Source organism: Tistrella mobilis KA081020-065 (assembly GCF_000264455.2).
GTDB classification, from domain to species: Bacteria; Pseudomonadota; Alphaproteobacteria; order Tistrellales; family Tistrellaceae; genus Tistrella; species Tistrella mobilis.
The window spans coordinates 2916468-2928761 of sequence record NC_017956.1; the positions used below are offsets into that span (position 1 = coordinate 2916468).

General features: G+C 68.3%; 12 protein-coding genes and 4 tRNA genes. 2 read left to right on the plus strand and 14 right to left on the minus strand.

Annotation, left to right across the window (positions count from 1 at the left end; translation table 11 throughout):
• Positions 1–38: 38 nt before the first annotated feature.
• The 11 genes from TMO_RS13295 to TMO_RS13345 form a co-directional block, all read right to left on the minus strand.
• A complete protein-coding gene (locus tag TMO_RS13295; RefSeq protein WP_014746155.1) occupies positions 39–224 on the minus strand; it encodes a hypothetical protein in 186 nt (61 codons plus the stop codon).
• Between the two features lie 432 nt (positions 225–656).
• Positions 657–1034: a 50S ribosomal protein L7/L12 gene (gene rplL / locus TMO_RS13300; protein ID WP_014746156.1), complete on the minus strand. Its 378-nt coding sequence runs from the start codon at positions 1032–1034 to the stop codon at positions 657–659.
• 141 nt (positions 1035–1175) lie between these two features.
• Entirely contained in the window at positions 1176–1694 is a 519-nt protein-coding gene (gene rplJ, locus TMO_RS13305) for a 50S ribosomal protein L10 (RefSeq protein ID WP_014746157.1), read from the minus strand.
• A gap of 338 nt (positions 1695–2032) precedes the next feature.
• Positions 2033–2752: a 50S ribosomal protein L1 gene (gene rplA, locus TMO_RS13310; protein ID WP_014746158.1), complete on the minus strand. Its 720-nt coding sequence runs from the start codon at positions 2750–2752 to the stop codon at positions 2033–2035.
• Positions 2753–2756: 4 nt separating this feature from the next.
• Complete coding sequence (gene rplK, locus TMO_RS13315) at positions 2757–3185, minus strand: 50S ribosomal protein L11 (protein WP_014746159.1); 429 nt, start codon at positions 3183–3185, stop codon at positions 2757–2759.
• 188 nt (positions 3186–3373) lie between these two features.
• Entirely contained in the window at positions 3374–3907 is a 534-nt protein-coding gene (gene nusG / locus TMO_RS13320) for a transcription termination/antitermination protein NusG (RefSeq protein WP_014746160.1), read from the minus strand.
• Positions 3908–3928: 21 nt separating this feature from the next.
• Positions 3929–4126 (minus strand): preprotein translocase subunit SecE, encoded by a 198-nt coding sequence (gene secE, locus TMO_RS13325; RefSeq protein WP_014746161.1) that lies wholly within the window; start codon positions 4124–4126, stop codon positions 3929–3931.
• 77 nt (positions 4127–4203) lie between these two features.
• A tRNA-Trp gene (locus TMO_RS13330) sits at positions 4204–4278 on the minus strand.
• Between the two features lie 559 nt (positions 4279–4837).
• Complete coding sequence (tuf, locus tag TMO_RS13335) at positions 4838–6028, minus strand: elongation factor Tu (RefSeq protein WP_014746149.1); 1191 nt, start codon at positions 6026–6028, stop codon at positions 4838–4840.
• A 90-nt stretch (positions 6029–6118) separates the two neighbouring features.
• Positions 6119–6192 (minus strand) — tRNA-Gly (locus TMO_RS13340).
• A gap of 84 nt (positions 6193–6276) precedes the next feature.
• A tRNA-Tyr gene (locus TMO_RS13345) sits at positions 6277–6362 on the minus strand.
• Between the two features lie 225 nt (positions 6363–6587).
• On the opposite strand from TMO_RS13345, the gene rlmB reads away from it, so the two are divergent.
• The gene (gene rlmB, locus TMO_RS13350) at positions 6588–7442 is read left to right on the plus strand and encodes a 23S rRNA (guanosine(2251)-2'-O)-methyltransferase RlmB (RefSeq protein WP_014746163.1); all 855 of its coding nucleotides are present in this window, start codon (positions 6588–6590) and stop codon (positions 7440–7442) included.
• On the opposite strand, the gene TMO_RS13355 is transcribed toward rlmB, so the two are convergent.
• The 3 genes from TMO_RS13355 to TMO_RS13365 form a co-directional block, all read right to left on the minus strand.
• Complete coding sequence (locus TMO_RS13355; RefSeq protein ID WP_014746164.1) at positions 7403–8899, minus strand: sensor histidine kinase; 1497 nt, start codon at positions 8897–8899, stop codon at positions 7403–7405. The two genes, rlmB and TMO_RS13355, sit on opposite strands and share 40 nt — an antisense overlap.
• Positions 8886–9602 (minus strand): response regulator transcription factor, encoded by a 717-nt coding sequence (locus TMO_RS13360; protein WP_014746165.1) that lies wholly within the window; start codon positions 9600–9602, stop codon positions 8886–8888. The genes TMO_RS13355 and TMO_RS13360 overlap by 14 nt, the downstream gene beginning before the upstream one ends.
• Positions 9603–9857: 255 nt before the next feature.
• Positions 9858–11414 (minus strand): DegQ family serine endoprotease, encoded by a 1557-nt coding sequence (locus TMO_RS13365; RefSeq protein WP_014746166.1) that lies wholly within the window; start codon positions 11412–11414, stop codon positions 9858–9860.
• 278 nt (positions 11415–11692) lie between these two features.
• Between TMO_RS13365 and TMO_RS13370 the strand changes: the two genes are divergently transcribed.
• A tRNA-Thr gene (locus TMO_RS13370) sits at positions 11693–11768 on the plus strand.
• The last annotated feature ends 526 nt before the right edge of the window (positions 11769–12294 follow it).

Sequence of the window (12294 nt, forward strand, 5' to 3'; positions counted from 1 at the left end):
ATTCACCGGAGCCGGTCCTCAGACAGTCGATCCCGCACTCACCGCCCCAGGCCACCGGCTGCCGACGCGCCGGTGAAGTCGGACGTTTCGACGAAAACGGCCGGCACTCCGCCCGCGCGCGTCGCGCGCTGCGATGAGCCGACCAGCCATCCGTCGTTCACGTCCTGCTGCGTGCCCGTCCATGACGGGATCGCATCCTTCCGCCGAGGGACGATCGCCTGCATATCCGTCTGAAATCCACACACCCGAAGACGCGTCCGATCCAGCCACATACACATGCGGTTGCGGCGCCATGCCGGATCCTGCATGACGCCCGATGAAACCCGTAAGTAGTTGCGTGTGTCCAGCCTGTCGCGGAGCCAAAGCTGCCCGTCACCACTTGCGAGCCTGTGACCATATCCGAAAGCGAGGCGGATGGGAAGATTTTTGTTGCAGCATGCGGCTGCGCCCATCACGGCGGCGATCGATCGATGGTCCGGTCCGCCGGCCACACGGCCCTGCCCGTCCCGCCCCCGGTGGCGAGCCACCGAAGGATCCTCCCGGCAAGGCAACGCCGCCCGCCCCCGGGCGAACCGGGGTCGGGCGGCGCAGCTGCCGCGACACCCTTGGGCGTCGCGGCGGATCGCTCGGTCGAGCGATGCGTCGGGTCGGGTGAATTACTTCACTTCGACCTTCGCACCGGCCTCTTCCAGCTTCTTCTTCATCGCCTCGGCTTCGTCCTTGGTCACGCCTTCCTTCACCGGCTTCGGCGCGCCCTCGACCAGGTCCTTGGCTTCCTTCAGGCCAAGGCCCGTGATCGCACGGACTTCCTTAATGACGTTGATCTTCTTGTCACCGGCATCGGCGAGGATCACGTCGAACTCGGTCTTCTCCTCGACCGGGGCGGCAGCCTCGGCGGCGCCACCGGCGGCAGCCACGGCGACCGGAGCGGCGGCGGAGACGCCCCACTTCTCTTCGAGCATCTTCGAGAGCTCGGCGGCCTCGATAACGGTGAGGGCGGACAGCTCGTCAACCAGGCGGGCGAGATCGGCCATTGTAGTAGCTCCTGAACTTCGATCCGGGTCGGCCCGCGCGGGGTCCGGTCACGGGCCGGCATCTGCCGTGCCACCAACCGGTGCCCTGGGTCGGGCGGGCCTTCGATGATGGGTTTGGTCCGAGGGGTGGGCAGCCTGGGGTCAGGCGGCCTGGTCCTTCTCGGCATAGGCCTTGAGGACACGGGCCAGCTGGCCGCCGGGGGCCTGCAGCACGCCGACGATGCGGCTCGCGGGCGCCTGAAGGACGCCGATGAGCTTGCCGCGCAGTTCGTCGAGCGACGGCAGGTCCGCAAGGGCCTTGATGCCGTTGGCGTCGAGGGTCTGACCGATGATGCCGCCGCCCAGAACAACGAGCTTCTCGTTGGTCTTGGCGAACTTCATCGTGGCCTTGGCCGCCGCCACCGGATCCGACGACACCGCAATGGCGGTCGGGCCGTTGAACAGCGGGATGATCCCCTCGAAAGCCGTCCCCTGGAGTGCCAGACGGGCGAGCGTGTTCTTGGTGACCTTGAAGGACGCGCCAACCTCGCGCATCCCGATCCGGAGCTGGGTGGACTCGGCCACCGTCAGACCCCGGTAATGGGTCACCACCACGACGCCCGCGGACGTGAAGGACTGGCGCAGTTCTGCGACCAGCTCTTCCTTGCTTGCACGATCCACGGTTCGTCTCCGCGTGTGGGTTACCATGCGACGCGCCGGCTCCCCCGGATAAGGGGGGACGCCGCATCGCGGCTCGGTGGCACCGTCTCCGGTCTCCGGCCGGGCCGGGAACCGTCGGGGTGCCGTCCGCACCTGCCGCGAGTCTGCGAACCGTCCGGACCGGCAAGACGCCGTACCGGATCGATTGCTCGCCGTCTGGACAGGCGGATCCCGGAGGATCCATTAAATGCCGGGCGCTCCGGTCGGAACCGGGGGTCCGGCACACCTGCCGTCTCGGACAGGACGGTCTTCAGTCATCCGGCCCGCGGAAACCCGCCGGCCGGATGAAGGTCTTGAAGTCAGGCCGCGTTGCCCTGGCCACCCGGCTGGGTGATCTCGGCAACGTCGACGCGCACGCCCGGACCCATGGTCGAGCTGAGCGCCAGCTTCTTCAGGTAGGTGCCCTTGGCACCCGACGGCTTCGCCTTGATCAGCGCATCCACGAAGGCGCGGATGTTCTCGACCAGGGCGGTCTCCGAGAAGCTCGCCTTGCCGACGCCACCATGGATGATACCGGCCTTTTCGACGCGGAATTCAACCTGGCCGGCCTTGGCGGCCTTGACCGCATCGGCGACGTTCGGGGTGACGGTGCCGAGCTTCGGGTTCGGCATCAGGCCGCGGGGGCCGAGCACGCGGCCCAGACGACCCACCACCGGCATGAGGTCCGGGGTCGCGATGGCGCGCTCGAAATCGATCTTGCCGCCGAGGATCTCTTCGGCCAGATCTTCCGCACCCACCACTTCGGCGCCGGCCGCGCGGGCCTCTTCGGCCTTGTCGCCGCGGGCGAAAACCGCCACGCGCACGCTCTTGCCGGTGCCGTTGGGCAGCTGCACCACGCCACGGACCATCTGGTCGGCGTGACGCGGATCGACGCCCAGGCCGACCGAGATTTCGACGGTCTCGTCGAACTTCGCGCCGGCATTGGCCTTCACCAGAGCCACCGCCTCGTCAAGGCCGTAGAGCTTCTCGCGATCGACGGTCGCGCGGGCCTGCTTCAGTCGCTTGCCGTGGAACGCCATCCGATTACTCCACCACCACGAGGCCCATGGACCGGGCCGAGCCCTTCACCATCTGAATCGCGCCGTCCAGGTCGTTCGCGTTCAGATCGACCATCTTGTCCTCGGCGATCTTGGCGATCTGCTCGAGGGTGATGGAACCGGACTGGGCCTTGCCGGGGGTGGCGCCGCCCTTGGAGATGCCCGCGGCCTTCTTGATGTAGTACGAAACCGGCGGCTTCTTCATGATGAAGGTGAAGCTGCGGTCCTGGTAGGCCGTGATGACCACCGGGATCGGCATGCCGACTTCCATACCCTGGGTCTGCGCGTTGAACGCCTTGCAGAACTCCATGATGTTCAGGCCGCGCTGACCGAGCGCGGGACCGATCGGCGGCGACGGGTTCGCCTTACCGGCCGGCACCTGAAGCCGGATATAGCCGGTAATCTTCTTTGCCATGTTCAGACCCTTCCATTCAGACGGGGCGGCGGTGGCGGCCCTGGCAAGGCCTCCCGCCGGCACCACCCGCGATCACCCGTGCCGTCACCGGCTCCGGAGCTGCGGGCTGCATCCGCCCGGCGGATGCCGGAACGGATGCGGGCGAAGCCGGCCCTGAAGAGGCCGGCTTCGCCCGAAGCCTTGATGTCTCAGACCTTTTCGACCTGAGAGAATTCCAGTTCGACCGGGGTCGAGCGGCCGAAGATCGAAACGGCCACCTTCAGGCGGGCCCGCTCGTCGTCGACATCCTCGACCACACCGTTGAACGAGGTGAACGGACCGTCGGCCACCCGCACCTGCTCGCCGATCTCGAAGCTGATCGACGGCTTGGGGCGCTCGACGCCTTCCTTCACCTGATTGATGATCCGGTCGGCTTCCGCCTGGGTGATCGGCACGGGGCGCGAGCCGCCGCCGCCCAGGAACCCGGTGACCTTCGGCGTGTCCTTGACCAGATGCCAGGTGTCGTCGGTCAGCTGCATCTTCACCAGCACATAGCCGGGGAAGAACTTGCGCTCGGTGTTGACCTTCACGCCGCGGCGGACCTCGACCACGTCTTCCGACGGCACCAGGACCTCTTCGATCAGGCCTTCCATGCCCTTGCGGGCGGCCTGTTCGCGGATCGACTGCGCCACCTTCTTCTCGAAGCCCGAGTAGACGTGGATGATGTACCAGTTGCTGATCATGGTGCCGGCTCCTCGTTCAGGTCAGGCGCCGAGGCCGAGGATCAGCCGAACGCCCCAGGCGATCACCTGGTCGGCGACGAAGAAAAAGATCGCCGCGACGAACGCCATCACGAACACGGTGGCGGTGGTGATCAGCGTTTCCTTGCGGGTCGGCCAGGTGACGCGGCGCGCCTCCTGACGAACCTGCCGCACGAACTCGCCGGGGGAAGTCTTGGCCATGGCTACTCTGTTCCGGATCTGCCGCCGGTCAGCCCGGGCGGCTCTGGGTCGGGGTCACGAACGCGCGGCGGAGAGGTTGGCAGGAGTGGAGGGACTCGAACCCCCAGCCCCCGGTTTTGGAGACCGGTGCTCTACCATTGAGCTACACTCCTCCACCGCCGCACGACACACCGGACTGGCCGATGCGACGTGCCCTTCAAAGATCACGGCCCGCCTTCCTGAAGGCCTGCCCTACGATCGACGCCGTAAGGTGCCCGGTTCGGCAGACAAGGCCCGGTTCGGCAGACAAGGATCGCCGTCGCCCGCAGGTGCGGACGGGCCATCCTTCTAGCGCGTCATGTCCGACTTGTCGAGACACTTTCGACGCCCTGCGCGCAGTTCTTCACGTCACCCCTGAAGCACCGTCCGGCGCCGTCGGGAAAACGCCGCGGCCCCTGCCGGAACACTGTCCGGCAGGGGCCGCAAAGCGGGTCCGGAGGCCGCTGGAACCGGGGTTCCGGGCCTCCGGGGTCTCGTCAGCCTTCTAGCGCGTCATGTCCGACTTGTCGAGACACTTTCGACGCCCTGCGCGCAGTTCTTCACGTCACCCCTGAAGCACCGTCCGGCGCCGTCGGGAAAACGCCGCGGCCCCTGCCGGAACACTGTCCGGCAGGGGCCGCAAAGCGGGTCCGGAGGCCGCTGGAACCGGGGTTCCGGGCCTCCGGGGTCTCGTCAGCCCATCACCTTGGCGACGACGCCGGCGCCGACGGTACGGCCGCCTTCGCGGATCGCGAAGCGCAGGCCTTCGTCCATGGCGATCGGCGAGATCAGCTCGACGGTGACCGACACGTTGTCACCCGGCATGACCATCTCCGTGCCTTCCGGCAGGGTGATGACACCGGTCACGTCCGTGGTCCGGAAGTAGAACTGCGGACGATAGTTGGTGAAGAAGGGGGTGTGACGGCCGCCCTCTTCCTTGGTCAGGATATACGCCTCGGCGGCGAACTTCGTGTGCGGGGTGATCGTGTTCGGCTTCGCCAGAACCTGACCGCGCTCCACGTCCTCGCGCTTCGTGCCGCGCAGCAGCACGCCGACATTGTCGCCCGCCTCGCCCTGATCGAGCAGCTTGCGGAACATCTCGACGCCGGTCACCGTGGTCTTCGTGGTGTCGCGCAGACCCACGATCGCCACTTCCTCGCCGACCTTGATCACGCCGCGCTCGATACGGCCGGTCACAACCGTGCCGCGGCCCGAGATCGAGAACACGTCTTCGATCGGCATCAGGAACGGCTGGTCCTTCGGACGATCCGGGGTCGGGATGTACTCGTCGACCGACCGCATCAGCTCAAGGATCCGCTCGGCGCCGATCTCGGGGTTCTTGCCCTCGATCGCAGCCAGGGCCGAGCCCTTGATCACCGGGATGTCGTCGCCCGGGAAGTCGTAGCTCGACAGAAGCTCGCGCACTTCCATCTCGACGAGCTCCAGAAGCTCCTCGTCGTCGACCATGTCGACCTTGTTCATGAACACCACCAGCGCCGGAACGCCAACCTGGCGCGCCAGCAGGATGTGCTCGCGGGTCTGCGGCATCGGGCCGTCCGCCGCCGACACCACCAGGATCGCGCCGTCCATCTGCGCAGCACCCGTGATCATGTTCTTCACGTAGTCGGCATGGCCGGGGCAATCAACATGCGCATAGTGACGGGCTTCCGTCTGGTACTCGACATGCGCCGTGTTGATGGTGATGCCGCGCTCCTTCTCTTCAGGAGCCTTGTCGATCGAGTCGTACGACGTATAGGTCGCACCGCCCGTCTCGGCCAGAACCTTCGTGATCGCAGCCGTCAGCGTCGTCTTGCCATGGTCCACGTGACCGATCGTGCCGATGTTCACGTGCGGCTTGCTGCGCTCGAACTTTTCCTTACCCATCCTGCTCAAACCCGACTAGAGAGCTGTACCGACGGAGAAAACGCGGCTGCCCAAAGATTTCGGGCCCGCGAGGGTAGCATTTCCGGGATCTGGAGCGGGTGACGGGAATCGAACCCGCATAGCCAGCTTGGAAGGCTGGAGCTCTACCATTGAGCTACACCCGCGCCCGCGCGACCATAAGGGCCGCCCCGCTTGGGGCGGAGGCCGGTCACGCCTGCATCCGCGACCAGGCTGCGCTGCAGGGAAAGTGGTGGAGGGGGTTGGATTTGAACCAACGTAGGGAAAACCCGGCAGATTTACAGTCTGCTGCCATTGACCGCTCGGCCACCCCTCCATGGGTGCTTCCTGCACCGCGCCTTGGCGACGGCACTATGGAAATTCGCGGGAAGAAGTCAACGAGAATGTTGCAGAGCACGCATTCGAAGACCTTGTCCCACGATCGCGAACCGGTACCGGAGTACGGGTCCGCTTGACGAAGCCTTGTTCCCTGCCCCATGAAGAGGCCGGAACCGGCCGCGTCGAACGCGGTGTAGCGCGTTCGTAACGAAACCGAGGACCGATGTCAAACCAAGATCGCCGCCGACCGTCAAATCGTGATTCAACACATCGTGATCAGGCACGGGCCGGCCGCAGCCGCGGACGGGGCGACCAGGGCGGCCGCGAGACCGGCGGCGGGCTGTGGTTCTACGGCCGCCACCCGGTCGAGGCGGCGCTGGCCAATCCGGCGCGCAGCCTGCACCGGCTGCTGGTCGCGGAACGGTCCGAGGCCGCAAGCGACCCGAAACTCTCAAGCCTTGCCCGCCGGCGCAACCTGCAGATCGAAACCGTGCCCCGCGCCGAGATCGACCGGCGCTTCGGCGAGGATGCCGTCCATCAGGGGCTGGCTTTGCAGCTCGCCCCCCTGCCCGAGCGCGATCTTGAGGCGACGCTCGCCGCCGTGCCCGAGGGGCCGGCGCTGATCGTGGTGCTGGACCAGGTGACCGACCCGCATAATGTGGGCGCGATCCTGCGGGCCGCCGCCGCCTTCGGCGCGGCCGCAGTGATCACCACCGAACGGCGGGCGGCGCCCGAAAGCGCCGTGCTCGCCAAGGCCGCTTCGGGCACGCTCGAACTCGTGCCGCTGGTCCAGATCGGCAACCTCGCCCGCGCGCTCGACGAGCTGAAGCGGCTGGGCTGGTGGTGCGTGGGCCTCGACGGCCATGCGACACAGGATGTCCGCGCCGCCGGCCTGCCCGAGCGCCTGGCCCTGGTGATGGGCGCCGAAGGCCCGGGGCTGCGCCGGCTGACCCGCGAGACCTGCGACCTGCTGCTGCGCCTGCCGATTTCGGACCAGGTGGAGAGCCTGAACGTCGCCACCGCGACCGCCGTCGCCCTTTATGCGCTGGGCCCCAGCCGGGGCGCTTCGGGCGCCTGATCCAGCGGCCGGGGGGCGGCCCCCTCGCGCGGCAGCCTCAACTCTACGGCGAGCCCGGGCATGGGCTCGCCGGGTGCCGTGTCGGACAGCACCAGCCGCCCGCCATGCAGCCGGGCCACGGCATCGGCAAGCGCAAGCCCCAGGCCGCTTCCGGGGCGGCTGCGCGCCGGATCCAGCCGGGCATAGCGCTCCACCACCCGCGCGCGTTCCGCCGCCGGAACGCCGGCTCCGCGATCCTCCACCCTGATCACGATCCAGTCCCCGTTCGCCTCGACGGCGAGGCGGATCACCACCGGCCCGGCGCCGTGTTTCAGGCTGTTCTCCAGCAGATTGGCCACCGCCCGCTGCAGCAGCGCCCGGTCACCCGGCCGGGTGATGTCGGGCGTGAGAACGCTGGTGACCGGCCGGCCCTCGTCCTCGAAGGGCAATTCGTAGATCTCGGCCAGTTCCGCGACCAGCGCCGAGATGTCCACCGGCGCCCAGGCGGTGCGGCCGGCGCCGCTTTCGGCGCGGGCGATGGTGGTCAGCGCCTCGAAGGTCTGGATCACCCGGTCGATTTCCGCCACCGCCTCGTCGAGCCCGGCGCGGGCCGCGGCACCATCGCCGCGCCCGACCGCCGCCGCCGCGTCTTCGGCCGACACGCGGGCCCGGGCCAGCGGCCCGCGCAGATCATGGGCCATAGCGTCCGAGGCGAGCCGGCTTGCGGTCATCAGCCGGGCGATCTCGTCGAGCATCGCATTCACCGCATCCGCCAGACGGTCGTATTCATCGCCGCTGCCGGCTACCGGAAGCCGCTTCTCCATGTCGCCGGCCATGATCCGGCGCGCGGCCTGGGCCATGGCATCCACCCGGGCGAGCGATCGCCGGGCCAGGATCCAGCCGCCATAGAGCCCGAGCAGCAGCACCAGCCCCATCGACCAGGCAGAGGCCTCGGTCACCAGCTCGCGGAACCGGGCGCGCTCGGCCAGATCCCGACCGACCAGCAGGCGGAAGCCGCCCGCCAGCTGATAGACCCGGACCCGGGCGGTGCGGCCGTCGGCCAGTTCGGCATCGATGGCGCCGTCGGCGGTCACCTCGGCGGCCCGCGGCCAGGCATCAAGCGTGCCCTCGATCGGTACGCCGTCGGGGGCCGCCAGCAGGTAGATGCCGCCCAGCCCCATGCCGGGCGTGGCGCCCGGATTGGGCCCGGGCCGGCCGCGCGGCGCACCGGATCGTGCCCGCACCACCTCGATCAGCCGGCCCAGCCCCTCGATCCGGTACTGTTCGGCCAGGCCCCGCACCTCGGCATCCAGGGTCTGGTCGATCTGCTGGTCGATGAGCGTCAGCGCCGCCCAGGTCACCGCCCCCAGCACGATGCCGGTCGAGGCCACGAAAACCGCCAGATACATCGCAACGATGCGCGCGGCCGATGTCCGGCGCAGATGCCGGAACAGACCGGCCGCATCAGCGGTCATCATGCTCTCCGTCTCCTCCGGCCGGCACCGGATCCTCCATGCCCAGCGAATAGCCGCCGCCGCGATGGGTGCGGATCAGCGGTCGACCGAAACCCTTGTCGATCTTCTGGCGCAGCCGGCTGACATGGACCTCGACCACATTGGTCTGGGGTTCGAAATGGAAGTCCCAGACCCCTTCATAGAGCATGGCCCGGGTCACCACCTGGCCTTCGTGGCGCATCAGGAATTCGAGCAGCCGGTATTCCTGCGGCCGGAGGTCGATGGCGCGGCCGGCGCGGGTCACCCGCCTGGTGCGCAGGTCGACCTCCAGATCCGCCACCACAAGCCGGTCGGTGGCGGTGGCCTGCACCGGTCGGCGGCCCAGCGCTTCGACCCGCGCCACCAGTTCCACGGCGGCGAAGGGTTTGGAGAGATAGTCGTCGCCGCCGGCCTTCAGGCCACGCACGCGTTCATCCACATGGGCCAGCGCCGAGAGGATCAGCACCGGCACCCCCTGACCGGCCCCCCGCAGCGCGCCCAGCACCGCCAGCCCGTCCAGCCCCGGCAGCATGCGGTCGAGCACGATCACGTCATAGCCGCCGCCGGTGGCGAGAAACAGCCCCTCGCGCCCATCGGGTGCCCGGTCGACGACGTGGCCGGCCTCGGTCAGCGCGCGCGTCGCCTGCTGGGCGGTGCGGTCGTCATCCTCGATGATCAGGATCTTCATGGGCCGGCATGTCCCGAAGCATTGGGCAGAAGAGTTCAGGGAAGGGTATCGCAAGCCCCGGTCAGAAGACGGAGCGGGCGGGCACCCCCGGAATGGTGGCACCCGCCCGCATCCCCCCGCAAGCATCGCATCTGCCCTGCGCTGCCCGCGGGTCTTGGATCCGGAGCGACCAGGAGGGAGGGTCAGCCGCTCCGGAAGGCGTCATCCGGGCCGGTGCGCGGCCCGGGTGACGTCAACCATGAACCGGTCCGGCGGTCACTTGATCTCGACCGCGACGAAGCGGCTTTCATTGCCGCGGGCGACCAGCAGCAGGACATGATCGCGCTTGCGGGCGCGGGCCTCGTCGATCAGCGCCGTCACCTGCGACGGGCGGTCGACCGCGGTGCCGGCCACCTGCTCGATCACGTCGCCGGGGCGCAGCTCCGGGCCGGGGCCGGCATGGGGCCGCTTGTCGTCGCCTTTGGGCGGCAGGATGTCGACCACGGCCACGCCCTTGACGCTGTCGTCGATGCCCAGCCGCTGGCGCAGCCCGTCATCGATCGGGGCCAGGCGCACGCCCAGCGCATCCACCGCCACACCGGCGCCCGGATCTGCATGATCGCCCTGCTGGTTGGCCGCCAGATCCTGCGGACGCTCGCCCAGGCGGATGCGGATCTCCTTCTCATCGCCCTGGCGCTTCACCGCCAGCCCGACCCGGTCGCCCGGCTGCAGATCGCCCACCTTGCGGGTCAGATCGCGGGCATCCTTCACCGGCTGGCCGTCGATCTGCACCACCACATCGCCGCGTTCCAGCCCGGCATCACCCGCCGGGCTGCCCGGCAGCACCCGGGCGACCAGCGCGCCTTCGGGCTTGTCCATGCCCAGCGCCTCGGCGATTTCAGGCGTCAGCGGCTGGATTTCAACACCCAGCCAACCGCGGGAGATGCTGCCGCTTTCCTTCAGCTGCGCCACCACCTTGGTCGCGATATTGGCCGGGATCGAAAAGCCGATGCCGACCGACCCGCCATTGGGGCTGTAGATGGCGGTGTTGATGCCGATCACCTTGCCGCTTTCGTCGAAGACCGGGCCGCCGCTGTTGCCGCGGTTGATCGCGGCATCGATCTGCAGGAAATCGTCGTAGGGGCCGGCATTGATGTCGCGGTTGCGGGCCGAGACGATGCCGGCGGTCACCGTGCCGCCCAGGCCGAACGGGTTGCCGACCGCCAGCACCCAGTCGCCCACCCGGGCGGCGTCGCTGTCGCCGAACTGAACCGCCGGCAGGTCGTGGCCGGCCTCGATCTTCAGCAGCGCAAGGTCTGTCAGCGGGTCGCGGCCCACCAGCTTGGCGGTGTACTGGCTCTTGTCTTCCAGCGTGACCTTGATTTCCGTCGCGCCGTCGATGACGTGGTTGTTGGTCACGACATAGCCCGAGGGATCGATGATGAAGCCCGATCCCAGCGCATTCACCACCTGGGGATGGGTCGGCTGCTGGCCCTGCATGAAGGGTTCGAAGAAGCGGCGGAAGGGGGAGTTCTCGGGCAGGTCGAAGGGCAGCATCTGCTCGGGCCCGCTCGGCTGCTGCACTTCCTGGGTGGTGGAGATGTTGACCACCGCCGGCATCACCTTCTCGGCCAGCGGTGCGAAGCTTTCGGGCAGCGATGCGGCATTGGCGGGCACCGGCGCGATCACCGTGCCGCCGACGGCGGCCAGCGGCAGGGCAAGCGCTACGCCGGCCATCAGCCCGGCGCCATAGCGGCGCAGGCGGTTGGCGTGGCGGCGGGCGGCGAAGTCGCGGGTGCGGATCGCGGCCGGCTGGGGAAGCTGTTCGGTCATGGCGTCAGATCCTCGGTCAGTGCAGCCTGCCCCCGGCGGGGAGGAGCGTTGGGGGAAGCAGAGAGGGGGAAGACCTCTCCCCGGCTGCGTCGTCGAGGATCATTCAAGCAGCCGGGCCCTCACCGCCGGATGTCAGGAACATGAACGCCCGTTCATCTTTCCGACCTTCGTAGCCTTGTCCCGATCACCGTCACGCGGTATGTAGTGCGGGTGCCGTCGCGCACAGGCTGTACCCGGCCCCGGCCGGGACGCGTCCCGGGCCCGATGCGGCGCCGGCTGCCGGATTAGCTCAATTGGTAGAGCACCCGCCTTGTAAGCGGAAGGTTGTGGGTTCAAGTCCCCCATCCGGCACCAGCGCGGCCCCCGCTCAGATGTCCCGCCCGCTGCACGCCACGACCATCCCCAGCACGACCCGCCACGGCTCCGGTTACCGGCTTCACACAGCCTTTTCGGGAACGTCACTTCACCTGTGACCGCCGTCACTTCACGTGCGTCCGCCGTTTCCTATAGTGACTTGCGTAGCCGTGATGCCGGCGGCAGCTCCCACTCCCCGGCATCCCGTCCATTCTGGCGCCCGTGCCCGGATGGACCCTACCCGATTGGTGCTGATGCTTGACTTGAGCCCCGCCCGGCGCGTCCGCGTGCCTTGCGGGGCTTTCTTTTTGTCCTGACGCCGCCCGCGCTTCACCGCAACGCAACAATGTGTTGTGCACTGCGGGCGGGCGGCCTGATCCACAGTCGGCACAACCTGCCCGATTCTTAGGCAGCCCCTGAACGACTCGGATGGAGTCAGGGGGTTGGACTCGTTGTCCACAGACTTCTCCACCAGAACGGGGGAAAAGCTGGAGGCTTCCAGCGGACCGCAGGCGCAGCTAGTCTG